Here is a 23,811-nt window from a genome sequence, read left to right on the forward strand (position 1 = left end):
CACTGGTTATGAACGGACGGCTCGTTCTCCGGCGTCGCCACGTGTAAAAGGCAGGGCACGGGCGTCTGTGATCTCGATCACATTCAGGTCATGCGCCTTACTTTTTTGGATGACACGCTCTAGGATTCGAGCACGTCCTTCACGATCGTGGCCAGTTGTTTGAGGGAAAACGGCTTCGGCAGGAAACCGAAATGCGCGTCCGCCGGCAGGTTTCTGGCGAACGCGTCCTCGGCATAGCCCGAAACGAAGACGAATTTGATGTCCGGTTGCCGCTTGCGCAATTCGCCAAGCAGCGTCGGCCCGTCCATTTCCGGCATCACCACGTCGGAAACGACGATGTCGACCTTGCCGCCAAGCGCTTCGAAGACTTCCAGCGCCTCGACGCCCGAGGATGCCTCGTGGACGGTATAGCCGCGCGACGTCAGCGCCCGCATGCCGCCCATGCGCACGGCATCCTCGTCCTCGACAAGCAGCACCGTGGCCGAGCCCGACAAATCCTTGGCCGATTCAGCGATCTTGGCGGGTGTTGCCGGCGCCTCGCCGGGTTCGCCTGCCTTTTTCGCCGCTGCAATGTGACGCGGCAGGAAGATGCGGAACACGGATCCCTTGCCGACTTCGGAATCGCAGAAGATGAAACCGCCTGTCTGCTTGATGATGCCATAGACCATCGACAGGCCGAGGCCGGTGCCTTTGCCGACCTCCTTGGTGGTGAAGAAAGGTTCGAAAATCTTCTTCAACACATCGGGCGCGATGCCGCTGCCCGTGTCTTCGACTTCGACCACCACATAGTCGGCCGGCGCCAGCTCACGGTAGGAAAAGGTCTTGCTCTCCTCCGCCGTCACGTTCCTGGTGCGCACGGTGAGCTCGCCGCCAGTCGGCATCGCGTCGCGCGCGTTGACCGCCAGATTGACCACCACCTGCTCGAATTGCCCGATGTCGACCTTGACCGGCCACAGGTCGCGGCCATGATCCACCTTCAGCTTGATGTCGTTGCCGACTAGGCGCGCCAGCAGCATCCGGAGATCGGCAAGCACATCGGTCAGGTTAAGCACTTCCGGCCTGAGCGTCTGCTTGCGCGAGAAGGCCAGCAGCTGCCGCACCAGCGAGGCCGCCCTATTGGCGTTCTGCTTGATGTTCATGATGTCCGGGAAGGACGGATCCGACGGGCGGTGGTTGGTCAACAAGAGATCCGACGCCATGATGATGGCGGTCAGCACATTGTTGAAGTCGTGCGCGATGCCGCCGGCAAGCTGGCCGACCGCCTGCATCTTCTGGCTTTGCGCCATCTGGCCTTCGAGCGCCTTCTGCTCGGTGGTCTCGACGGCGTAGACGATGGCCGATTCCTCGGCGCCCTCGCCGCCTGTGCCGTCGGCGACCGCGTTGACGTAGAAGCGTATGTGCCGCTCCTCGTTGCCGGGCAGCAGCGTATCGATAGGCTCGATGTCTGCCTGCCGCTGCCTGGCCCTTTCGAACGCCGCGGCAAAAGCGGGCCGGTCGCGCTCATGGACCACCGTATCGAGCCGCACGCGGCGGTCGACCGCATCGCGATCGACGACGGAGGAAAACAGCGACAGGAACGGCGCGTTGGTGCGCAGGATGCGCCCGCTCTGGTCGACGCCAGCGATCGCCATCGGCGTCGAATTGAAAAACCGGGTGAAGCGAATCTCCGAGGCGCGAAGATCGGCCGACGCATCCTCGCCTTGCGTGCGGTTGAGCACAATGGTGCGGGTCGGGCCGTTGATGCCCTCGCGGCTGGCCGAAACGCGATGCATGAAACGCACGGGCAGCGCCTCGCCGGTCATTGTCGTCAGATCGAGATCGATGACGGCGTTGCGCGTGGTGCCGGGATCGGCCTTGACCGAGCGGACCAGCGCCATGCCGTCGCCGGCCACGATTTCCGGAAGCGTCACGGCGCCGGGCGTGAAGCTCGTCAGGTCGATGCCCAGCCACTCCGCCAGCGTCGCGTTGATGTAGGTGACCCGGCCTTCCTGATCGGCCGAAAAGAAGCCGGCTGGCGCATGGTCGAGATGATCGATGGCTTTTTGCAGATCGAGGAAGAACCGCTCCTGCTCGGCCCGCTCCTGCGAGATGTCGGCAAGTTGCCAGGCCAGCAGAGGCAACCGCTGGCCCGGAACGCTGAAGGCGCGAGCCCGTGCCCGATACCAGCGCGCGCCCGGCTCGGCGCCGGGTCGAATGGATTGCGCAAGCCGAAACTCGCCGTCGCCGGGCTGGCCGTCGCGCAGGCCGGATGCCAGCCGGTATATGGTCACCGAGGCCTCGGGAACGTCGGAGAGCAATCCTTCGACCGTCTTGAGATCCGCCGCGGATGCAGCACCCGTCATGTCGGCATAGGCCCGATTGGCATAGACGACACGGCCTTTGGTGTCGGTGACAAGAAGGCCTTGTGACATCGAATCGACGAAGGCTTTCGACAGTTCATCGTTTGTCGAGCGCGGCGTGATCTGCACGAAGCCGATCGCGGTGGCGAACAGGAAGCCGACGCCGATCATTGCCAGCACGCCAAGCATTCCAAGCAGGAAGGGATCGCCAAGACGCTCGCGGAACAAGCCAAAGACGATCGCGGCGCCCGTCAGGACGACGATGAAGACGATGAGCCGGGCGACTGCACCCGGTCGCGTGTTCTGGTCGACGATAGGTACCGGATAGAAATCGCCGCGCGCTTCCTTGGCCATGTGCCCCTGCTTGTGAATTCCGGTACTTGCCCCTGCCCGGTTGAATCACATTCTCAATGCCTGGAAAAGGCCTCGGCGGCAAATCCACCCTAAAAATGACGCGTTCGGCGGCTTATGCATGTCGCGCAAAAGTGCGCAGCGGTTTTGCGATAACGACATGCATAAAAACAAGACCTTAAAGCGCGTCGCATGAATCCGTTCAAACGCGACGCGCTTTAGTGTTTCACGCTGTTCGCGAAGCGTGAAAGGCAACTTGCGGTAGCGTGCCGCAACGGTCTAGTGTCGCGTTTCTTCGAAAGCCGTTTTGGGGGCACCGATGCTGCAGTGGCTGGATAGCGTGGCGGGTCCTGGTTATGCCGCGGCAATCCTGTGGGCGTTTGCCGCGCTTGTCCTTCTGGTCATCGTTCTGCTCATCATCAAGCTTGTCCGCAGTCTGACCTTCGGAACATTCGTTGCCGGCGGCAGAAACCGCAAGACGCGGCTGGCCGTCATGGACGCCACCGCTGTCGACAGTCACCGCCGGCTGGTGCTGGTGCGCCGCGACGACATCGAGCACCTGCTGCTGATCGGCGGCCCGACCGATGTCGTCGTCGAACGCGACATCAGGCTGGCCGCGCCGCGCCGCCCTGCGCTGACCGGGGACGGCGGTGGCCATCAGCCGGCTCCGGCGCCGCGGCCTCGCGCGCCTCAACCCGCTCCTGCGCCGGTGAAGCAGGCACCGCAGCAGCCGGCAAGCGCCGCACCAACGCCTGTCCGCCCCCGTCAGGCGGCACCGGCGCCAAGGCCAGCAACACAGATCTCCCAGCCGGCGACCAACGCTCCGCTGCCCGCCTATGGATCGGGAAATGGCAGTGTTACCCGACACGCGCCGCCGCCGGCCAACCAGACCTCCATCGACGATACGCTGATGCAGGAGCTCGAGATCTCGCTCGACGATTCGCCCGCCAGCAGGCCTGTGAGCAAACCGGCGGCGAAGACGCCGTCGCTCGATGACGAGATGACGAAGCTTCTCGGCGAGCTTTCCAGTCAGAAAAGATGACCAAACAAAAATGGCCGGAAACCCCGGCCATTGATGACTATTCTTGACGGCTACGCTTCAGTCGTCGCGGTAGACCTTCTCGCGGCGCTCATGGCGCTCCTGCGCCTCGATCGACAAAGTCGCGATCGGGCGAGCATCGAGCCGTTTCAGCGCGATGGGTTCGCCGGTTTCCTCGCAATAGCCGTAAGTGCCTTCATCGATGCGCTGGAGCGCGGAATCGATCTTTGAAATGAGTTTTCGCTGGCGATCGCGGGCGCGAAGTTCGATGGCGCGATCGGTTTCCGAAGAGGCCCGATCGGCGAGATCGGGGTGGTTGGCGTTTTCCTGCTGCAGGATTTCGAGAGTTTCGCGCGCTTCGCGCAATATGTCGTTCTTCCAAGTGACGAGCTTCAGGCGAAAGTAGGATTTCTGCCGCTCGTTCATGAACGGCTCGTCTTCGGAGGGTACGTAATCGGCGGTAACGATGTCGTTCATTCGACTCACCCAACAACCCCAATTTTCGCGCCTATATATTCGCGGACCGAAGGCTGCACAAGCGCAATCCGCGACAGTTTCACGCAATTGTTAATGTCGGGCCGAACAGCACCGGCGACATCCTTCGCATGAAGGGCAAGGCCGAATTCGCTTATGATTCGTTAGGTTTGAATGGTGCCGGCCATTGTGTGCCAAGCCTTCTCATGGCTAATCCTGCAGCGGTCCTGGCGCGCTTGGTGCCGACACGAACGGGGGTTTGGTGAGCAGACTCTATCTGTTGAGGCATGCCAGGGCCGGATGGGCGCTGCCCGGCGTCCGCGATTTCGATCGCCCGCTCGATGCATCGGGCGTCGCCGATGCCGAAATGATGGGCGCGCTCATGCGTGTCCGCAACTACGTTCCAGACCTCACCCTTTGCTCCAACGCAAAGCGCGCGCGCCAAACGCTGGAGGGTCTGGCCCTGGAAGGTCTGGCCGGGCACACCGATACCGGCCGGGTGCTGTTCTTCGACACGCTCTACAGCGAGGACGCCGCCTTCTATCTGGCCGCCATCCGCGACCATGGAGGGCCAAACTCGGGCGGGCCAGACTCGCTGCTCGTCATCGGCCACAACCCGATGACGGAGGACCTCGCACTCGCGCTCTCGGGCGACGGCGACGAGGCGGCACGGGGGTTGCTGAACCACGGCTTCCCAACCTCCGGCTTGGCGGTGGTCCGTTTTCCAGGCAATCTTGCCAACGTTGCCCAAGGTGCCGGCTATCTCGAAACCTTTATGACGCCGGCTGATCCTTGACGCCATTTCAAACCCGCGATGCAAGGCCTATATCGGAGGCCACCGGAGTCCAAGAGAGCAAATTTGGCATCATCGCTGACCACTTTCACCGACGAGGCGAGGATTGCCCTGGATACGCTGTCGGGGCGCGCCGCGGGGCTTTTTTCGCCATCGCTGCGCCTTGGCGTGACCGGACTGTCGCGCGCGGGCAAGACGGTGTTCATCTCGGCCCTTGTCCACAATCTTATCCATGGCGGACGCCTGCCGCTGTTCGAGGCGCAGAAATCGGGGCGCATCGCGCGGGCATTCCTGGAAGAACAGCCGGACGACGCCGTACCACGCTTCCAGTATGAGGATCACGTCGCCGCCCTGGTCAATGACCGCCTCTGGCCGGATTCGACCCGCGCCATTTCCGAGCTCAGGCTGACCATCGAATATGAATCGGCCTCCGGCTGGAGCCGCATGTTTTCATCAGGCAGATTATCGGTCGATATCGTCGACTATCCCGGCGAATGGCTGCTCGACCTGCCGCTGCTCGGCAAATCCTACGCCGATTTCTCACGCGAAGCCTTCGAGATGGCCATGTTGCCGGTGCGCGTCGAGCTTTCGCAGGAATGGCGGGCGCTCTCCGCCGCCGTTGACCTCAACGCGGACGCCGACGAGATGACGGCACGCCGCCTCGCCGAAAGCTTCGCTGCCTACCTGAAGGCATGCAAGCTCGACGAACGGGCGCTTTCGACCTTGCCGCCCGGTCGCTTCCTCATGCCCGGCGATCTTGAGGGCTCGCCGGCGCTGACCTTCGCGCCGTTGCCGGGCTTGGGCGACCGGCGGGTGCGTTCCGGGTCGCTGCAGGCGATGATGGAGCGGCGCTACGAGGCCTACAAGACGCATGTCGTCAAACCGTTCTTCCGCGAACACATCACGCGCCTCGACCGCCAGATCGTCCTGATCGACGCCTTGCAGGCCCTGAACGCCGGCCCCGGCGCGATGGCCGATCTGGAACGCGCGGTGACCGAGATCCTCGCCTGTTTCCGTCCCGGCCGGGGCAATTTCCTGACGGATTTTTTTTCAAGGCGCATCGATCGCATCCTGGTGGCGGCGACGAAGGCGGACCATCTGCATCATGAAAGCCACGACCGGTTGCAGGCGATCGTGCGGCGGCTCGCCGACCGCGCCGTGGCGCGGGCGAATTTCACCGGCGCCGATGTCGACGTGGTCGCCATGGCTGCCGTGCGCGCGACGCGGGAAGGCACGGTCAAGCAAGGCCGTGAAACGCTGCCGGTCATTATCGGCACGCCGCTGAAAGGCGAGAAGATCAACGGTGAAACATTTGACGGGAAAGCCGAAACAGCCATATTTCCCGGTGATTTACCGGAGAAAGTTGATGCTGTTTTCGATATCTCTGGGTCGGACCATCGGCAGAGCAGCGATGACCCTGCGATTCGCTTCGTTCGCTTTCGCCCGCCAAAACTCGAACGCACTGCTGAAGGCGTCACGCTGTCGCTGCCGCATATCAGGCTCGACCGCGCCGTGCAGTTCCTGATCGGAGACCACCTAGCATGACCGCGCCGCGCAAGCCGGCGGCATTCCGCATCGAGCCGGAAGCTCCGCCAATCCAGAAAGTACCGGAAGGTCGCCGCGCCGACACGCAGGCAGTGCGAAAACCCCGCGCGGCAAAGGCCGATGTCGCGGTCGTTGTGCCCGCCGAGATCGACGTCTTCGACGAACCCGACATCGCCGCGGAACCACCGCCGGCAACCGCGCCGCGAAAGCGTTCGCTGCTTGGCAGCATATTCTTCAGCGCCATGGGCGTTCTTGTTTCGCTGGCCGTCGGTCTGTGGACCGACCAGCTGATTCGCGACCTGTTCGAGCGTGCGCAATGGCTGGGATGGCTGGCCGCCGGCATGGCCGCGATCGCGCTGCTGGCGCTGTTGGTCATCCTTGTCCGCGAATTCCTGGCGATCGCCCGTCTTGCGGAAGTCGAAAAGCTGCAGAAACGGGCGCTCGACGCCATCGCCCGCGACGACCCGAAGGCCGCGCGCAGCGTGGTCGACGAACTCTCCGCCTTTGTCGCGGCCAAACCCGAAACCGCGGCAGGCAGGCGCGCGCTGGCCGAATTGCGTGGCGAGATCATCGATGGCGGCAATCTGGTGCGCCTGGCCGAGGCCGAAATCCTCGGGCCGCTCGACGCCCGCGCCAAGACGATGATTCTCGAGGCGGCAAAGCGCGTGTCGCTGGTGACGGCGGTCAGCCCGCGCGCGCTGGTCGACGTCGCCTATGTCGTGTTCGAAGCCGGCCGGCTCATTCGCCGCCTGTCGGAACTTTACGGCGGCCGGCCGGGCACGCTGGGGTTCTTTCGATTGGCGCGCAGCGTTCTCGCCCATCTGGCGGTCACCGGATCGATCGCCGTCGGCGACAGTTTCGTACAACAAATCGTCGGCCATGGCCTTGCCGCGCGGCTCTCGGCGAAGCTCGGCGAAGGCGTCGTCAACGGCATGATGACGGCGCGCATCGGCATCGCCGCGATGGAGACCGCCAGGCCCCTGCCCTTCAGCGCAGCGAGGCGGCCGGGATTGGGCGATTTCCTGTCCGCGCTGACCTCGTTTGCAACGAAGAAAGGTGAAACGACTCCCGACAAGTAGAAGAACCGCTTATCCTTCGGGCGTTCTGAACGGCGGTTATCCCGTTGAAATCTATCCCGGCTTTGGGGCGATATGCCGTTTGTCTACCTGCATTTGTACGATGCCAATTGGTTCCACTTGGCTGCAAAAGGCTTTAGCGGTCACCAAGCATTAACCAATCTTGTTCATGGTCGGGCGGGTTCCAAACCAGTCTCTTTGTTGCCGGGTGTTGTCGATGAAAAGCGCAATTCTGTCCAGCGTCCTGCCCATGACCGTTGCGCTTGCCGCAACCGCCGGCCTCGCCGGGAAAGCCCTTGGAGCAGAGCCGGACAAGCAGTTCTTCCGATCGGTCGAAGGCAAATGGGTTGGTCCGGGAGAAATCGTCGCCGGCAAATACAAAGGCACCAAATTCACCTGCAGTTTCACCGGCTCGACGCCTGACGGCAAGGTCGGCATGTCGCTCGACGGCGGCTGCCGGGTCGGCATGTTCACCCAGCAGATGTCGGCCACGGTCCAGCACAAGGGCCGCCAGGGCTACAAGGGCAGCTTCATGGGTGGGGCGGCCGGTTCGGGCCTCGACATCATCGGCGGCAATGTGGTTGACCCGCACAAGGTCGTCTTCACCATCAACCGCAACCAGTTGCGCGGCGTCATGCAGGCTCTCGTGCCCGACGACAATTCGATGACGGTGACGGTCGCGGTGCGCGTCGACGAGCAGTTGGTGCCGGTCATCGGCATGAAACTGAAGCGGGTCGATGCGGTCGAAGTCGGCTCGATCGCACCGAACTGAACGACATCGCCGCCAGTAAGGCTGACCCTCTAGACACGACAATCGCACAACCTTGTGTGACGTGCCGGCAACACCAGTTGTGCCACGTCCCGAATTGGGACTGTTCGATTTCTCCCGAAGCCCCTATCTTGGCCGCTCGATCGCCCAACCAAAGGCGATCCCTAGAGAGCGAGCGGAACGGCAGGCATGGCGGCAGAGGCATCGGGTAGCGAACTGATCCAGGTGGTGGCATTGCTCGCCGCAGGCGTCGTCGCGGTACCGATCTTCAAGCGGATGGGGCTTGGATCCATCCTCGGCTATCTCGCTGCCGGCGTGGTGATCGGCCCGTTCGGGCTTCGTATCTTTTCTGAATCGCAAGCCATTCTCAATGTCGCCGAGCTCGGCGTCGTCATGTTTCTGTTCATCATCGGGCTGGAGATGCAGCCGTCGCGGCTTTGGGGCCTCAGACGAGAGATCTTTGGCCTCGGGGCATTGCAGGTCGGCGTCTGCGCGCTGTTGCTGACCGGGGTCGGCCTGGCGGGCGGCTTTCCGGTCTCGCAATCCTTCGTCGCCGGCGCCGGCTTCGTGCTGACCTCGACCGCGATCGTCATGCAGCTTCTGGAAGAGCGAGGCGAACTCGCCGCGCCCAAAGGTCAGCGCATCGTCTCCATTCTGCTGTTCGAGGATCTGGCGATCGTGCCACTGCTGGCCCTGATCGCATTCCTGGCGCCGGGCGGTGCCCATATGAGCCTGACGGAGCGGCTGACGGAGGTGGGCATTGGTCTTGCCGCGATCGTCGGGCTGGTGTTGGCTGGACGCTATCTGCTCAACCCGCTTTTCCGCATCCTGGCCGATTCCCGCGCCCGCGAGGTGATGACCGCCGCCGCACTTCTGGTCGTTCTGGGATCGGCGCTTGCCATGCAGCTCTCGGGCCTGTCGATGGCGATGGGCGCTTTCCTGGCCGGTGTGTTGCTCTCGGAATCCACCTTCCGCCATCAGCTCGAGGCCGACATCGAGCCGTTCCGGGGTATTCTGCTCGGCCTGTTCTTCCTTGCCGTCGGCATGTCGCTCGACCTCAATGTGGTCGCGGAGAATTGGCGGCTCGTCGCCATCTATGTCGTTGCCTACATGGTGATGAAGGCGCTCGGCATCTATCTCGTCGCCCGCATTCTCAAGACCGGCCACCGGGAAGCGCTCGAGCGTGCCGTCTTCATGGCGCAAGGCGGCGAGTTCGCCTTCGTTCTCTATTCCGCCGCGGCGGCGGTCGGCATCATCGACAGCCAGGCCAATGCGACGCTGACCGCGATCGTCATCATCTCCATGGTGCTGACGCCGCTGGCCATCCTGGCGCTGCGCTATCTGACGCCGCGCGACGAGCAGTCGCTTGAAGGGGTCGACATCGCCGACGGCCTTACCGGCAGCGTGCTGATCATCGGCTTCGGCCGCTTCGGCCAGATCGCCAGCCAGCCGCTGCTGCTGCGCGGCATCGATGTGTCGATCATCGACAATGAGGTCGAAATGATCCAGGCGGCGGCCGATTTCGGCTTCAAGGTCTATTATGGCGACGGCACGCGGCTGGACATTCTGCGTGCCGCGGGCGCCGGCCGGGCGCGCGCCGTGCTGATCTGCGTCGACAAGCCCGATGCCGCGGTCCGCATCGCCGAGCTGATCAAGGCGGAGTTTCCCCTGCTGACGGTGCTGGCACGCGCCTTCGATCGCGGAACCGCGCTGCAGCTCATTCGGGCCGGCGTCGACTTCCAGCTTCGCGAAACCTTCGAATCGGCCCTTGTCTTCGGCGGTTCCACCCTGGAGGCGCTGGGCGTCGACCCCGAAGACGTCGCCGAAGTGATCGAGGATGTCCGCCGCCGCGACGCCGCCCGTTTCGAGCTGCAGCTCGCCGAAGGCGTTCGCGCCGGGGCGCGCTTCCTCAAAGGCAATATCGGCACGCCCATTCCGACACCGCTCAGCACCCCGCGCCGCGCCGGCCAGGCGCTCAACGAAGAGACCGCCGACGTGCTGCATAAATCCGAACCCGCCGACTGAGGAGCTTGCGGATGATCGAACTGGACGGGCGGGCCCTTTCGGTCACCCAATTCTGGCGTGACGCCGGAGAGGACGCATGGTTCGAAAAGAACGACGCCTTCGATGCGGACTTCCGCAACCGGTTTCTCGACCTGCACTATGCCGCTGCCCGGCGCGAATGCGACGATTGGGCGAACCATGCCGAAGGCTCGCTCGCATTGATGATCCTGCTCGACCAGTTTCCGCGAAACTGCTTTCGCGGCACCGGCCATATGTATGCGACCGATGAACTGGCCAGGCATTTCGCCGGCAAGGCTATCGCCGCCGGCCACGACCTGTTGCTCGAGGAAAACCTGCGGGTCTTCCTCTATCTGCCCTATGAGCATTCGGAGCTTCTCGCCGACCAGCTCAGGTCCGTGGACCTTACCGCCGCCAAGGCCCCGGACTACCTGAAATACGCCGTCGAGCACCGCGACATCATCCAGCGTTTCGGCCGCTTTCCGCACCGCAACAAGATGCTCGGCCGCGAGACGACGCCGGAGGAACAGGCGTTCCTCGATGGCGGCGGATTTTCCGGCTGATCTCTGCCAGTGCTTGCCGGCTTCAGGCCAGCCACCAGTCGCGGCCGGATGGCAATCGCTCTATGCCTGCTGTATCGACGGCGGCAAGCCGCTCCGGCACGCTCCTGCCGCCGACGGCAAGGTCGGGCGCAATCTCTGCCAGCGGCGCCAGCACGAAGGCCCGCTCCAGCATGCGCGGGTGCGGCACGTCCAGCCCCGTCTCGTGGATGATGCGATCGCCGAACACCAATATGTCGATGTCGATCAGGCGCGGCCCCCAGCGCTCCTCGCGCACCCGCTTCAGTCTGCGCTCGGCGTCGAGGCAGAGATCAAGCAGCGCACGCGGTGCGAGCGCGGTCGAAATCTCGGCTGCCGCGTTGAGGAAATCCGGCTGGTCGAGCTTGCCCCAGGGCGGCGTCCGGTAAAGCGAGGAGACGGCGACGACACGCGTCTTCTCGTCGCCGTCCAGAATGCGCAGCGCCGCGGCCATCGACTTCGCCGGATCGCCGAGATTTCCGCCAAGGCTGAGGTAGACCGTGTTGCTGTTGTTATTCTGGCCAGACAACGGTCACCTCGACATGATCGAGCACACCTGGCACCGGCGCATTCGGCTTGCGCACGGTGATTTCGGCCCTTTTGATCTGCTGAAAACGTGACGTCAGAGCCCGGGCCACCTCAAGCGCCAGCGCTTCGATCAGAAAGCGCCGCTCGCCGGTGACGATCTTTTCGATCACCGCGAAGGCGATGCCGTAGTTGACGGTATCGTCGATGGAATCATCGACCAGCGCCCGGCCCGGTTCGACCGTGAGGGCGGCATCGACATAAAAACGCTGGCCGAGCGTTTCCTCCTCGTCCAGCACGCCATGCCGGGCAAAGAAGGCGCAGTTCTTCAGGCGGATGACATACATCGCTCAGCTTCCCCGGACATCTCGCGCCAACATAGCATCGGCAACGGCCAACGCGTCCATGTTGATTGCGACATCGTGGACGCGAAAAAGCTGCGCGCCCCTGAGCCTCAGGATGACGCTTGTCGCCGCGGTTCCCGCACCCCTTGCCGAAGCGTCGCGGCCGGTGACAGTGCCGATGAAGCGCTTTCTCGACGTGCCGGCCATCAGCGGAAAACCCAGTGTGCCCAGCTCAGAAAACCGCGCCATCAGATCGAGGTTTTCCTCGGCCGTCTCCTTGGCGAAGCCGAAGCCCGGATCGAGCACGATGCGATCGTCGGCAACCCCGCTCCGACGGGCAATTTCCAGCGATTTCCCGAGGAAGAAAAGCTGGTCCTCGATGACGTCGGGCAGCTTTTGCCGGTCACGTCCGGTATGCATGATGACCAGCCCGGCTCCGGTCTCGGCAGCGACGCGCGCTATATCAGGTTCGCGCTGCAAGCCCCAGACATCGTTGACGATATGCGCGCCGGCCGCCACCGCAAGCCGAGCGGTGTCCTCGCGATAGGTGTCGACCGAAATCAGCGCCTCGCCAAGCCCGGCCAGCGCCTCGATGACCGGAAGCACGCGGGCCTGCTCATCCCCGGCGGTTACCGCTGGGGCGCCGGGACGCGTCGATTCTCCGCCGACATCGATGACCGAGGCCCCCTCCTCCACCATGCGGCGTGCCTGGGCCACCGCCTGTTCGGGCGCGACGAACAGCCCGCCGTCGGAAAAACTGTCCGGCGTGACGTTGAGGATGCCGACAATCACCGACTTGCCGCCAAGGTCGAGGTGGCGCCCGTGCGCCAACTGCCATCGCCTTGTCGTCATTGTCCATCAACCATGTGTGATCCGCCAAAGATCAATTCCGTTGCGTCGAGGACGGCCGTAAAGCAAGGTGGCTGAAGAGGCAACATGATGAAAAGACCACTGCTCTGCGCCCTGATGCTCGCAATGACCGCTTTGCCCGCGGGCGCTGCGTCACTTGTGAAGACATACAGCTATTTCGCCGTCGGTGGCAGGACGCTCGACGACATCGAGACTCAGCTCACCAAACATGGGCCTCGCGTGAAAAGCACCGGGATGAGGCATCCCGGCGCCACGCAGATGGCCTTCACCACCCGTGTCGGCTACGCGGAGAATGCGAATTCCTGCCGGATCGTCGCGGCCACCGTGACCGTCAAGGTCAAGGTGATCCTCCCGGAGTGGCGCCGTCCGCGCAAAGCCGATGCCGGCGTAAGATTGTTCTGGGACACTCTGTCTTCCGATATCAAGCGCCATGAGGAACGCCACGTCGAGATTGCCAAGAACCATGCCAGGGAGCTCGAGGACGCGCTGAAGGCGAGCTATCCGCGGAAGACCTGCCAGGAGGCCAAGGCGAAGGCCGCCGAGATCACCGCAACCATGCTTGCCAGGCATGACCAGGATCAACTGCGGTTCGACCGCGTCGAAAGCGTCAATTTCGAAAGCCGTATCATCCGGCTGCTGCGCTACCGCATCGAGCGCATCGAGAGCGGCCGGTTGCCGCCGGCCTGAGATTTTCGCCGCTGCTCGAGGCGCCAATGGTTCAAGCCAATTTCGCCGAAGCATGGTGCCAGGCTGGAAAAACTTTCGAGCCCCTGTCGAAATCGGCCTATACGGGACGACATATGTCAGGTTCGCAAAGGCGAAACCTCGAAAAACACGAGACAACAATCGACGCGGCGCACGCACCGGACCGGCCGACCCGGCTGCTCCTGCTCGACGCACGCAAGCCCATGAAAGATCGAGACTATGGACCAGCCTGTCGATAAGCAGGCGACGATGGTGCCCCCATCGCCGCTGACCGAGAGCGAGAAGAACGCGATCATCGGCGGCGTGCTGTTGTCGATGCTGTTGGCGGCGCTCGACCAGACCATCGTCGCACCGGCCATGCCGACCATCGCGCATGCGCTCGGCCATGCCGAATATCTGCCATGGATCGTCACCGGCTATCTCCTGACCGCAACCGCGGTGGCGCCGCTCTACGGCAAGATCTCCGACGTCCATGGACGTCGGCCGACCGTCTATGCGGCGATCCTCATCTTTCTTGCAGGCTCGCTTGTCAGCGCCATGGCCCCCAACATGCTCGTGCTGATCATCGGCCGGGCGATCCAGGGCGCCGGCGGCGGCGGCCTTTTCGCCCTGGCACAGACCGTCATCGGCGACCTCGTGCCGCCGCGCGAGCGGGCGCGCTATGCTGCCTGGATCGCGGGCACTTGGGCCGTCGCCAGCATCGCCGGGCCGCTGCTCGGCGGCGGCTTCGCCGAACATCTGCACTGGTCATTGATCTTCTGGATCAACCTGCCGCTCGGCTTTCTGGCCATGGCGATCATCAACAGGCCGCTGAAGAAGCTGCCAATCACTGCAAAGCATCATCGCATTGACGGGCTGGGCGCATTGCTTCTTGTGGTGGCGACGGCGTTGCTGCTGCTGGCGCTGAACTGGGGCGGCAGCGCCTACCCCTGGCTGTCCAGCGAAATCCTTGGGCTGCTCGCCTGTTCGGCAATCTTCTGGGGTGCCTTCGCGCTGCGGCTGCTCAAGGCGGCAGAGCCGCTTATCTCGCTCGAAGTGCTTGGCAACCCGATCGTTCTGACCGGCACATTGTCCATGTTCCTGCTGCAGGCCGCCAATATCGGCCTGGCAGTCTACCTGCCGGTCTATCTGCAGTCGGTCGTCGGGCTGTCGGTTGGCGAATCGGGAATCGCCATGCTGGGGCTGATGCTCGGCACCGTTGCCGGCGCGACATTCAGCGGTCGCACGATGCCGCGCTTTGTCCACTACAAGCGGATCGCGATGACAGGGGTCACCTTCGCCATTGCGTGTCTCGGCGTGCTCAGCCTTGTGGCGGGACATGCTTCCCTGCTGGTTGTCGAAATCCTGACGACGTGCATTGGCCTTGGCAGCGGAACGACGTTTCCGGTTGCCGCCGTGTCGGTTCAGAACGCCGTCGATCAGCGGCATCTCGGCGTCGCCACCGGCGTGCTGACCTTTCTTCGCTCATTGGGCAGCGCCCTTGGGGTCGCGATGCTCGGCGCGGTTGCGCTGGGCTACGGCCTGCCGCTAGCCAGTGAAGGCGCGCGCACAACCAGCGCCGCTGCCAACGCCGCCGCATTCGTGATGATCTTCCTCGTCGCGGCAGCGACTTTGGTCCTGGCGCTGATCACGCTCGGGCTGATGCCGGAAAAGCCGCTTCGCGGCCACGCGGAAACGGCGCCGGTTCTCGCGGAGTAAGCCCCGCGACGAACTTCAATCGTGGACGCCGAGTTTCTTCTGCAGGCTGGTCGACGAGGTCGTGTACTGGAACACGATGCGCTCGCCCGGACTGACGATGCGCTTCGCCGCTTGCGCCATCAGCGCGACCTCATGGAACCCCGACAGGATCAGCTTTAGCTTGCCGGGATACCAGTTGATGTCGCCGACTGCGAAGATGCCCGGCACCGATGTCTGGAATTTCTCGGTGTCGACCGGGATTATGTTCTCATGAAGGTTGAGGCCCCAGTCGGCGATCGGACCGAGCTTCATGGTCAGGCCGAAGAACGGCAGCATGCGCGTGCACGCCACCTCGACATCGCCATCAGGTCCCTTGACGGTCGCGGATGAAAGCTGGCCATTGGCGCCGGTCAGGCCGGTCACCTGGCCGACCTGGAAGTTCAGCTCCTTCATCTCCTGCATGGCATACATCTTGTTGACGCTGTCGGGTGCAGCGCGAAATTCCGGACGCCTGTGGACCAGCGTCACGCTTTTCGCCATCGGCTGCAGGTTCAGCGTCCAGTCGAGGGCCGAATCGCCACCGCCGACGATGACGAGGTCGTGGCCGCGAAAATCCTCCATCCGGCGAACCGAATAGAAGACGCTCTTTCCCTCATAGGGTTCGATGCCGGGGATCGGCGGACGTTTGGGCTGGAACGACCCGCCGCCGGCGGCGATCACCACCACCTTGGCTTCGAACACCTCGTTCTCGTCGGTGATGACGCGAAAGCTGCCGTCCTCGAGCTTTTCGAGGCTCGAGACCATGCGGTTATAGGTGAATTCGGGCTTGAACGGCGCGATCTGCTCAAGCAGCCTGTCGACCAGCCCCTGCGCCGAGATCGAGGGCCAGCCTGGTATGTCGTAGATCGGCTTTTCCGGGTAGAGTTCCGCGCATTGCCCGCCGGGCCGGTCGAGTATGTCGATCAGATGGCATTTCATGTCGAAAAGGCCGAGTTCGAACACGGCGAACAGGCCCACCGGGCCTGCCCCGACAATCAGTACGTCCGTCCTGGTGATATCGGTCATGCGATGCGCCTCGATGCAGAACGGCGCGACACTGCATGACCATTGGCCCGCTGCCAAGCTGCAGCGGCAAAAATCAGTGGCGCAAGGTTCTCAGAGACTGTTTCGAAATTCGCTCTGGCGAGTCATATGGTGGTGGTTTCGAGAACCGTAGCGCAGCGGACATTTGGTCCGTGAGCAACGGAAGCGCAGAAAACGCCATCAGATGGCCGCCAGAGTAGAATTTCCAAACAGTCTCTAGCCCTGGCGGGCAGGCACGCGCACGACCAGCCCATCCAGCGCGTCGCGCACCTTGATCTGGCAGGACAGCCGCGAGTTCGGCTGGACGTCGTAGGCGAAGTCCAGCATGTCCTCCTCCATCGCTTCCGGCTCGCCGACTTCCGCCGTCCATGCCTCGTCGACATAGACATGGCAGGTAGCGCAGGCGCAGGCGCCGCCGCATTCGGCCTCGATCCCCGGCACCGCGTTGCGGATCGCGTTTTCCATGACGGTCGAGCCGTTTTCGGCATCCACGTCGAAATGCGTGCCGTCATGGGCAATGAAGGTCAGCTTGGTCATTTGTCACCTGAAGGGAAGTCCCAGCCGAGATAATCACTCCGGCAGACAAGTCAACTGCCGTGCGAAAACGCCGCTCTATGCCGTTTTTCTGGAAACTGGAATTAGCGGTTGATGGCTGCAATGAAATCGCGCACTTCCTCGATAAGCGCGCCAAGGCGCTTGAGAGTGCGGAGGTCTTCGGGCTGACGTTCGATGGCGGTGGCGCAATCGGCGATGGCGAAGGCGCCGACCCCTCGCGCCGAGCCTTTCAGCCCGTGCGCCAGAAACAGCCTTTCCCGGACATCGGCGTCGACGATCCTGTCGCGCACCGACAACGCCTGCTGCACGAACAAGGCGAGTACCTCCTGTTCGAGGCCACGATCGCCCATCGTCTGACGGGCCAGATGTGCCATATCCACAGGTCGTGCCGGCCCGGTTCCCGACACGTCGCCGCCGGGCATTGAGAAGGCGATGCCGTTTTCGCCACGCATGAACTCTAACTCCCTGATCGTCGGATCGCCGGAAAAGCTAGGCGAATCCCATGGACAACGGGTTAATGAATGGCCGGGAAAAATGTTGCGAAAACGGCGCCGGGATCACGGTGTTGTTAACCTTATATTTAAAGTTTTACGTATCTCGCGGAATGCATGTTTTCTTTACCCCGGTGTGTCATTACGATACGAGGGGTCCATTTTTCAGCCTCCTGCGCGGGATGCGAAAATCACAATCATAAGTCCCGCGGCAGCTTGTACAGGGTAGCGAAGGCATGGCGAAGAAAACAACGACGACAAGAACGCTCGACAGCGACGTAGCCAAGGAACTCGAAAAAGCGCTTGATATCGACCTGAGCGGGGACGCCGGCGGCGACCTCGACATCGCGGCGTCGATGGAAGACCTGGAAGCGCAGATATCGCAGGCTGCGGACGAGCTGGCGCGCGAAGGCCGCAACCAGAGCGCGGAGCCTGTCGTCAGCCAGAGCGAGACGGCGGCGTCCCTCGCAAACCAAAGTCACGCAAGCCAAAGTCAAAAGACGGCGCCCGCCGCCAACCAGAGCCAAAGCGCGAAACCCGCGGCAAAGGCCAAGCCCGCCGAGCTGCGCCCTGTGGAAATGCGTAATGGCTCGCAGCCGGCCGGTTTCGCGCCAGCCAATGACGATCGTCAAAAAGATTACAAGACGCTTCTCCACAGCCTCAATCGGCGCGCCTCGAACACGATCTACTGGGTCGTGGCGATCGTTTCGCTGGCCTGGATTGCGGGTGCCGGAGCTTTGGCCAATCTGTTGTTCGGACCGGACATCTGGAAAATCCGTACGCTTGACCAGTTTTTCGCCCGTCCCGAACTGATCGGCCTGGCGGTCGCGGCAATCCTGCCCGTCATCCTGTTCTGGGCGTTTGCGGCCATGATCCGCCGCGCCCAGGAAATGCGCATCGCCGCCCAGTCGATGACGGAAGTGGCTTTCCGCCTGGCCGAACCGGAAAACCTTGCCCAGGATCGAGTCATGATGATCGGCCAGGCCGTACGCCGAGAGGTGGCGGCCATGGGCGAAGGCATCGAGCGCACGCTGGCGCGCGCCGTCGAGCTCGAAACCCTGGTCCACAGCGAGGTGAACCAGATCGAACGCTCCTATTCGGAAAACGAATCCCGCATCCGTTCGCTCGTCGACGGGCTGGGCAGCGAGCGCGAAGCGGTGGTCACCCACGCCGAGCGCGTGCGCGCATCGATCACCGGCGCGCATGAGACGCTGAAGGATGAAATCGGGTCTGCCAGCGACCTCATTCGCGACAGCATCCTCAACGCTTCGACCAAGCTGTCGATGACCATCACCAATTCCGGCGATACGTTGATCGACAGGATCAACGAAAGCTCGATGTCGATCTTCGATCAGGTGGAAGGCCGGCTGGACACTATCACCGACCGGCTGTCGACCTCCGGCGAGGCCTTCGCCAGCCTTCTCGATACGCGCATCGCCAAGCTGACGGATACGACCGACGGTCTGACACGGTCGCTGACCGACCTGCTCGACGATCGGACCACCGGCATGGTGTCGCTGCTCGGCGGCGCCGCGCGCACGCTGAGCTCCGAATTCGAAGCCAGCCTCAGCGGCATTGAGCGCACGCTTGCCGAACGCGGTCAGGCGCTGATCGGCGAATTCCAGACCCGCGCCGAAGCGCTGGACACCGGCACGCAGAAGCTCAACGCCGCGCTGGAGGCCCGTGCACGCCAGATCAACGAGACGCTGGTCGAGCGCGCGCGCGAAATCGCCCATGCTTTCCAGGAAAGCAAGGACACGCTGTCGGTGATGATAGATCAGGGCAAGACCCAGATCGGCGCCGACATGGCCGACATCGTTTCGTCGACCTCGTCCATGCTTGAAGCGCGCGCCAGCGACTTCGCCGGGCGCATGGAAGCGGCGCGTCACGTCGTCTCCCGTTCCTTCGACAGCGATATCCAGCGACTTGCCGACGCCCGCGTCGGCATCGAGGAAGCCGTCGAAAACCACAGCCGCAAGCTGTCGGAAAGCCGCGAGCGCATGGCGGCGGCAATGCAGGCCGATCTGGCGAAGTTCGGCGAGAGCCGCGCCGGCATCGACGCAGCCGTGACCGACCAGGTGCAGAAACTTGCCGAGGGCCGCGGCCTGATCTCGCGCGCGCTCGAAGAGGATCTGCGCAAGGTCAATGAGTCGCGCGCCGCCATCGACGCTTCGCTCGGCAGCCATCTCGAAAGGCTCGAAGAAGGCCGCAACAGGCTTGCGCTGGCTCTCGACGAAGACTCCGGGAGACTTGTACAAGCCCGTACAATCATTGATGAAATGGTCGCCGGGCATGTCGGAAAGCTCGCCGAGGGCCGCGGCATTCTTTCGCGGGCGCTGGAGGCCGACCTCGGCAAGCTGGCCGACAACCGTGCCAGCATCGACGGGCTGGTCGCCGCCCAGGTTGAAAAGATCGCCGAAGGTCGCGCCGTACTTGCCAAGGCGCTGGAGACCGACATTGTCGGCATCAAGGGTCTGATCGAGAGTCATTCCGCGAAACTGGCGGAAGACCGCGCCGGGCTGTCGCGTTCGCTCGACAACGACCTCTCCGGCATCAGAGGCCTGATCTCCGACCATTCGGGCAGGCTCGCCGAGGACCGCAGCCTGTTGTCGCAAACACTCGAGGCCGATCTCGCCAAGCTGGCGGAAAGCCGCTCGAGCATCGACGGGCTGGTCGCCGGCCAGGTCGAGAAGCTGGCCGAAGGCCGCGACATCCTCAAGCGCGCGCTGGAATCCGACCTGAACACGATCAAGGGCGTCATATCAAGCCAGTCCGAAACGCTGGCGCAAGACCGTAGCCAGCTTTCACAGGCGTTGGAAACCGACCTGCAGAGCGTCAATGGCCTTATCTCAGACCACATGAACAGGCTCGCTCAGGACCGATCGACCCTGTCGAAGGCGCTCGAAGACGATCTCGCCAAGCTCGCGGAAAGCCGGTCGAGCATCGACGGCCTGGTCGCCGGCCAGGTCGAGAAGCTGGCCGAGGGGCGCGATATCCTCAAGCGCGCGCTGGAAGCCGATCTCGGCAGCGTCAACAATCTCGTCAACAGCCACGCCGAGAAGTTGATCGGGGATCGTTCGGCCTTGTCGAAGGCCCTTGAAGACGATCTCGCCAGGTTGTCGGAAAGCCGCTCGAGCATCGACGGCCTGGTCGCCGGCCAGGTCGAGAAGCTGTCCGAGGGCCGCGATATCCTCAGGCGTGCGCTGGAAGCCGATCTCAACACGATCAAGGGCGTCGTCGCCGACCAGTCCCAGCAGCTGACCGACAATCGCGCGGAATTTGTGCGTGCGCTGGAAGCCGATCTCGGCAGCGTCAACAGCCTCGTCAGCAATCACGCCGAAAAACTCCTCCAGGATCGCTCGACGCTGTCGAAGGCGCTTGAGGACGACCTCGCCAAGCTGGCCGAAAGCCGCTCGAGCATCGACGGCCTGGTCGCCGGCCAAGTCGAGAAATTATCCGAGGGCCGCGATATCCTCAAGCGTGCGCTGGAGGCTGATCTGCAGAAGCTTGCGGCAAGCCGCGGCGAGGTCGACGACATCATCACCGGCCATGTCGGCAAGCTTGCCGAAGGCCGCGACATGCTGACCCGCGCCTTGGACGACGATCTCTCCAAGCTTGCCGATACGCGCAAGGACGTCGATCGTTCCTTGTCCAGCCATATCGACCAGATCGCCGCCCGAAGCACCGACATCTCGGATGCCATCGCCGCGGATGTCGAAAAGATCGAGCAGGCGTTCAGCCGGCAGACCAGCATCGTCGAGGAGCGGACCGGAACCATGGAACGCGCGCTGTCGACAGGCGTCGACAACGTCCGCGCCGTGCTCGAGAAAAGCGCTGTCTTCGTTGCGGGAGCGCTGCGCGAAAAGGTCATGGAAGTCACCGGCGCGCTGCATGAGCAGGCGGGTGTGGCGTTCAGTGATGCCGACCGCAAGATCGCCGAACGCGCCGAGCAGACCTCGGCTGCCCTGCTTGCCAGGGCAGAGGATATCGCCCGCACCTTCGAGGAGGCCGATCGCCGCCTCGCAGCGCGTGCGCAGGACACGTCGAGCGCTCTCATTGCCCGCGCCGAGGATACATCGAGCACGCTCATGGCCCGTGTCGACGACACGACGAACTCCTTGCTGGCGCGCGCCCAGGCAACGGCCGATCAACTGGCCGTCCGTGCCAGCGAGATCGCCGGAACATTCGATGCGGCGGACCAGAAACTGGTTGCCCGCGCGGTCGAAACAGCGCAGTCGCTGGCCGCACGCGCCGGCGATATCCTGCGCAATTTCGAAGGCGCCGACGAGCGGCTCGGCGTGCGCATCGGCGAGTCGGCCGAAGCGCTTGCGGCACGCGCGTCGGACCTTGGCCGCATCTTCGACGCCGCCGACCAGCAGTTGGTATCGCGCATTGCCGAAGGTTCGGAAGCGCTGTCGGCGCGCGCGTCCGAGATCGGCCGCATCTTCGACCAAGCGGATCACCGTCTGGTGTCGCGCATCGCCGACAGCACGTCGACGATCGGCGAGCATGCCGACAACATCGTCGGGGCCTTCGCCAGCACCGAGCAGCGTGTTGCCGAACGTGCAAGGCAGACCGGTCAGGAACTTGCCGTCCATGCTCGCGAAGTCGAGCAGGCGCTCGCCGACGCCGACGAGCGTCTGGCGTCAACCGCGGCGACTGCGGCGGCTCGCATTGAGGACCAGCTTGCCGGTGTCGAGAACCGTCTCGCCTACACCACCGAGGCGATGGGCCAGAGGCTCAACGAGCAGGTTTCGACCGCCGAGGCGCAACTCATTTCGCGCGCCAACGCGATCGCGGAAACCTTCACCGCGGTCGGCCAGCATATCGGCCAGAGCACCAATGATGCAGCGAAGACCATCGGCACCAACACCCGTGAACTCAACACCATGCTTGCGGCGCGTTCGGCCGAGATATCGAAAATCCTCGACGAAACGGCACGGCCACTGGTCGAGCGCTTCGCCCAGGGCGGCTCGGAACTGCAAAGGAGCATGGAAGAAGTCACCGAACGCGCCACCGAGAAGCTACGCAGTGAAAACGCCTTGCTCGTCAACGCGCTCGCCAGCCGCACGGCCGAAACATTGTCGGCCGTCGACGGGGCACGCTCGACGCTTTCAGACAGCGTCGCCGAGCTTATCGGCCGCATGAGCACATCCAGTGCGCAGCTCGGCCAGTTGATCGAGCAGGCGGCGACCAATCTCGGCCAGGTCGACGAACGCCTGAGCGGCAGCACGCAAAGCTTCGCCGCAACGACCGAGAAAGCAGCGCAGACCTTCGCCAGTTCGGCGCGCCTGGTCGATTCGAACACGACCCGGCTTACCGAACTGTCGTCCGCCACCTTGCGCGAGGTCGCCTCGATCGCCACCAAGTTCGACGAGCACAGCCGGCTGCTGTCCAGCGCTTCGGACCTGTTGAGCTCGGCCCAGAGCAACCTCGAACACACGCTGGAGCGCCAGTCCTCGCTGGAGGATCTCGCCGTCGGCCTGGTCAAGAAGTCGGAAGACTTGGAAAAGGTGATGCGCTCCTTCGAGAACCTGGTCGGCCAGACGCTGCAGAATGCGGAAGGCAAGACGCTGGAATCGGCCGACAAGATCCGCTCCGCCATTTCCGAGGTCGTCGATTCGGCAACCAAGCGTTTCGCCGACGCAACCGAGGAGATGCGCCGCACCGCCGGCTCGATCAAGAGCGAGCTCGACCTCACCCGCGCCGAGCTCAAAAAGGGCGTCATCGAGATGCCGGAGGAAGCAAAGGAATCGACCACGGCCATCCGCCGTGCCGTGTCGGAGCAGATCAACGCGTTGAAGGAACTTTCGGATATCGTTGCGAAATCAGGCCGCGGCGCCGATCCCTCGGAGCCACGCAGTCTGCGTCCGGCGCCGCAGGCGCCTGCCGCGCGCGCCCCCGAGCCGCCACGCCGCGCTCCCATGCCACCAGTGCCAGAGCGTCGTGCGCCTCCGCCGCCGTTGGCCGGAGCCGGCGGCACCACCCTGCGCGGCACGCTCGACCTGGAACGCCCGGTTGAGACGGCGCGTCAGCGCGACCCCAATACCCGGACACCGCAGGGTGGCTGGGTGCGCGATCTCCTGACCGGGGCATCGCGCGAAGAGGACGCCAGGCCCGCCGCTCCGGCAGAAACGCCGCGCCCGGCCCCTGCCCAGCGTTCGCCGCTTCATGTCATGGAATCGCTCAATTCGCTTTCCGTCGATATCGCCCGCGCCATCGATCACGACGCTTCGATCGAATTGTGGAACCGCTATCGGCGCGGCGAGCGTGACGTGTTCACGCGGCGTCTCTACACGCTGAAGGGCCAGCAGACTTTCGACGAAATCCGCCGCAAATATCAGACCGAGGCGGAATTCCGCGCAGCCGTCGACCGTTACTGCGACGATTTCGAAAAGCTGCTCAAGGACGTGTCGCGCAACGACCGCGACAACATCATGGCTCAGACCTACCTGACGTCGGACACCGGCAAGGTCTACACCATGCTTGCCCACGCCAGCGGCCGCCTGCATTGATCCAGGCGATAGGGTAAAAAAAGGCGGGAGATTTTCCCGCCTTTTTCATTTCCATCCGCG

The 23,811-nt window shown here is 63.5% G+C and carries 18 protein-coding genes; 10 read left to right on the plus strand and 8 right to left on the minus strand.

What is annotated here, in order from left to right:
- Nucleotides 1-119: 119 nt before the first annotated feature.
- Nucleotides 120-2,693, minus strand: a complete 2,574-nt coding sequence (locus tag MESS4_RS19900) for an ATP-binding protein (protein ID WP_006334802.1) — start codon at nt 2,691-2,693, stop codon at nt 120-122.
- A 316-nt stretch (nt 2,694-3,009) separates the two neighbouring features.
- On the opposite strand from MESS4_RS19900, the gene MESS4_RS19905 reads away from it, so the two are divergent.
- Entirely contained in the window at nt 3,010-3,732 is a 723-nt protein-coding gene (locus MESS4_RS19905; protein ID WP_006334804.1) for a flagellar biosynthetic protein FliO, read from the plus strand.
- A gap of 57 nt (nt 3,733-3,789) precedes the next feature.
- On the opposite strand, the gene dksA is transcribed toward MESS4_RS19905, so the two are convergent.
- On the minus strand, nt 3,790-4,206 hold the full coding sequence (gene dksA / locus MESS4_RS19910) for an RNA polymerase-binding protein DksA (RefSeq protein ID WP_006202025.1): 417 nt from the start codon (nt 4,204-4,206) through the stop codon (nt 3,790-3,792).
- Between the two features lie 259 nt (nt 4,207-4,465).
- Here dksA and MESS4_RS19915 point away from each other — a divergent pair, with 259 nt between their 5' ends.
- The 6 genes from MESS4_RS19915 (at nt 4,466) to MESS4_RS19940 (ending at nt 10,971) form a co-directional block, all read left to right on the plus strand.
- Nucleotides 4,466-4,999: a histidine phosphatase family protein gene (locus tag MESS4_RS19915; protein ID WP_006334807.1), complete on the plus strand. Its 534-nt coding sequence runs from the start codon at nt 4,466-4,468 to the stop codon at nt 4,997-4,999.
- A 63-nt stretch (nt 5,000-5,062) separates the two neighbouring features.
- Nucleotides 5,063-6,541: a YcjX family protein gene (locus tag MESS4_RS19920; RefSeq protein ID WP_006334809.1), complete on the plus strand. Its 1,479-nt coding sequence runs from the start codon at nt 5,063-5,065 to the stop codon at nt 6,539-6,541.
- Complete coding sequence (locus tag MESS4_RS19925) at nt 6,538-7,620, plus strand: TIGR01620 family protein (RefSeq protein ID WP_006334819.1); 1,083 nt, start codon at nt 6,538-6,540, stop codon at nt 7,618-7,620. The genes MESS4_RS19920 and MESS4_RS19925 overlap by 4 nt, the downstream gene beginning before the upstream one ends.
- Nucleotides 7,621-7,834: 214 nt before the next feature.
- Entirely contained in the window at nt 7,835-8,389 is a 555-nt protein-coding gene (locus MESS4_RS19930) for a hypothetical protein (RefSeq protein WP_006334821.1), read from the plus strand.
- Nucleotides 8,390-8,575: 186 nt separating this feature from the next.
- Complete coding sequence (locus MESS4_RS19935) at nt 8,576-10,411, plus strand: monovalent cation:proton antiporter-2 (CPA2) family protein (protein WP_006334822.1); 1,836 nt, start codon at nt 8,576-8,578, stop codon at nt 10,409-10,411.
- 11 nt (nt 10,412-10,422) lie between these two features.
- On the plus strand, nt 10,423-10,971 hold the full coding sequence (locus tag MESS4_RS19940) for a DUF924 family protein (RefSeq protein ID WP_006334824.1): 549 nt from the start codon (nt 10,423-10,425) through the stop codon (nt 10,969-10,971).
- Between the two features lie 22 nt (nt 10,972-10,993).
- Here MESS4_RS19940 and folK read toward each other — a convergent pair whose 3' ends face one another.
- The 3 genes from folK to folP are packed head-to-tail and all read right to left on the minus strand — an operon-like array spanning nt 10,994 to nt 12,707.
- Nucleotides 10,994-11,515, minus strand: a complete 522-nt coding sequence (folK, locus tag MESS4_RS19945) for a 2-amino-4-hydroxy-6-hydroxymethyldihydropteridine diphosphokinase (RefSeq protein ID WP_006334826.1) — start codon at nt 11,513-11,515, stop codon at nt 10,994-10,996.
- On the minus strand, nt 11,499-11,858 hold the full coding sequence (gene folB / locus MESS4_RS19950; RefSeq protein WP_006334828.1) for a dihydroneopterin aldolase: 360 nt from the start codon (nt 11,856-11,858) through the stop codon (nt 11,499-11,501). The genes folK and folB overlap by 17 nt, the downstream gene beginning before the upstream one ends.
- Nucleotides 11,859-11,861: 3 nt before the next feature.
- Nucleotides 11,862-12,707 carry a dihydropteroate synthase gene (folP, locus tag MESS4_RS19955; protein WP_036241716.1) on the minus strand — a complete coding sequence of 282 codons (846 nt, stop codon included), beginning with the start codon at nt 12,705-12,707 and terminating at the stop codon, nt 11,862-11,864.
- A gap of 84 nt (nt 12,708-12,791) precedes the next feature.
- On the opposite strand from folP, the gene MESS4_RS19960 reads away from it, so the two are divergent.
- Both MESS4_RS19960 and MESS4_RS19965 read left to right on the plus strand, forming a co-directional pair.
- Nucleotides 12,792-13,412, plus strand: a complete 621-nt coding sequence (locus MESS4_RS19960; protein ID WP_006334832.1) for a DUF922 domain-containing protein — start codon at nt 12,792-12,794, stop codon at nt 13,410-13,412.
- A 237-nt stretch (nt 13,413-13,649) separates the two neighbouring features.
- Nucleotides 13,650-15,128 carry an MDR family MFS transporter gene (locus tag MESS4_RS19965; RefSeq protein WP_006334834.1) on the plus strand — a complete coding sequence of 493 codons (1,479 nt, stop codon included), beginning with the start codon at nt 13,650-13,652 and terminating at the stop codon, nt 15,126-15,128.
- 15 nt (nt 15,129-15,143) lie between these two features.
- On the opposite strand, the gene MESS4_RS19970 is transcribed toward MESS4_RS19965, so the two are convergent.
- The 3 genes from MESS4_RS19970 to MESS4_RS19980 all read right to left on the minus strand — a co-directional run bounded on the left by MESS4_RS19970 (nt 15,144) and on the right by MESS4_RS19980 (nt 17,197).
- Entirely contained in the window at nt 15,144-16,172 is a 1,029-nt protein-coding gene (locus MESS4_RS19970) for an NAD(P)/FAD-dependent oxidoreductase (RefSeq protein WP_006334836.1), read from the minus strand.
- A 234-nt stretch (nt 16,173-16,406) separates the two neighbouring features.
- A complete protein-coding gene (locus MESS4_RS19975; RefSeq protein WP_006334837.1) occupies nt 16,407-16,727 on the minus strand; it encodes a 2Fe-2S iron-sulfur cluster-binding protein in 321 nt (106 codons plus the stop codon).
- A 101-nt stretch (nt 16,728-16,828) separates the two neighbouring features.
- Nucleotides 16,829-17,197 (minus strand): Hpt domain-containing protein, encoded by a 369-nt coding sequence (locus tag MESS4_RS19980; protein ID WP_006334839.1) that lies wholly within the window; start codon nt 17,195-17,197, stop codon nt 16,829-16,831.
- Between the two features lie 275 nt (nt 17,198-17,472).
- Here MESS4_RS19980 and MESS4_RS19985 point away from each other — a divergent pair, with 275 nt between their 5' ends.
- Nucleotides 17,473-23,751, plus strand: coding sequence for a Kinesin-like protein (locus tag MESS4_RS19985; RefSeq protein WP_006334841.1), 6,279 nt, complete (start codon nt 17,473-17,475; stop codon nt 23,749-23,751).
- Nucleotides 23,752-23,811 lie beyond the last annotated feature (60 nt).

The sequence above is a fragment of the Mesorhizobium sp. STM 4661 genome, from assembly GCF_000359125.1.
GTDB lineage: Bacteria > Pseudomonadota > Alphaproteobacteria > Rhizobiales > Rhizobiaceae > Mesorhizobium.

What these genes read in the sequence shown, in the direction of transcription:
- MESS4_RS19900 (WP_006334802.1), bottom strand. Translation starts at nt 2,693, where the DNA reads ATGGCCAAGGAAGCGCGCGGCGATTTCTATCCGGTACCTATCGTCGAC.
- MESS4_RS19905 (WP_006334804.1), top strand. Translation starts at nt 3,010, where the DNA reads ATGCTGCAGTGGCTGGATAGCGTGGCGGGTCCTGGTTATGCCGCGGCA.
- dksA (WP_006202025.1), bottom strand. Translation starts at nt 4,206, where the DNA reads ATGAACGACATCGTTACCGCCGATTACGTACCCTCCGAAGACGAGCCG.
- MESS4_RS19925 (WP_006334819.1), top strand. Translation starts at nt 6,538, where the DNA reads ATGACCGCGCCGCGCAAGCCGGCGGCATTCCGCATCGAGCCGGAAGCT.
- MESS4_RS19930 (WP_006334821.1), top strand. Translation starts at nt 7,835, where the DNA reads ATGAAAAGCGCAATTCTGTCCAGCGTCCTGCCCATGACCGTTGCGCTT.
- MESS4_RS19935 (WP_006334822.1), top strand. Translation starts at nt 8,576, where the DNA reads ATGGCGGCAGAGGCATCGGGTAGCGAACTGATCCAGGTGGTGGCATTG.
- MESS4_RS19940 (WP_006334824.1), top strand. Translation starts at nt 10,423, where the DNA reads ATGATCGAACTGGACGGGCGGGCCCTTTCGGTCACCCAATTCTGGCGT.
- folB (WP_006334828.1), bottom strand. Translation starts at nt 11,858, where the DNA reads ATGTATGTCATCCGCCTGAAGAACTGCGCCTTCTTTGCCCGGCATGGC.
- folP (WP_036241716.1), bottom strand. Translation starts at nt 12,707, where the DNA reads ATGACGACAAGGCGATGGCAGTTGGCGCACGGGCGCCACCTCGACCTT.
- MESS4_RS19960 (WP_006334832.1), top strand. Translation starts at nt 12,792, where the DNA reads ATGATGAAAAGACCACTGCTCTGCGCCCTGATGCTCGCAATGACCGCT.
- MESS4_RS19965 (WP_006334834.1), top strand. Translation starts at nt 13,650, where the DNA reads ATGGACCAGCCTGTCGATAAGCAGGCGACGATGGTGCCCCCATCGCCG.
- MESS4_RS19970 (WP_006334836.1), bottom strand. Translation starts at nt 16,172, where the DNA reads ATGACCGATATCACCAGGACGGACGTACTGATTGTCGGGGCAGGCCCG.
- MESS4_RS19975 (WP_006334837.1), bottom strand. Translation starts at nt 16,727, where the DNA reads ATGACCAAGCTGACCTTCATTGCCCATGACGGCACGCATTTCGACGTG.
- MESS4_RS19980 (WP_006334839.1), bottom strand. Translation starts at nt 17,197, where the DNA reads ATGCGTGGCGAAAACGGCATCGCCTTCTCAATGCCCGGCGGCGACGTG.
- MESS4_RS19985 (WP_006334841.1), top strand. Translation starts at nt 17,473, where the DNA reads ATGGCGAAGAAAACAACGACGACAAGAACGCTCGACAGCGACGTAGCC.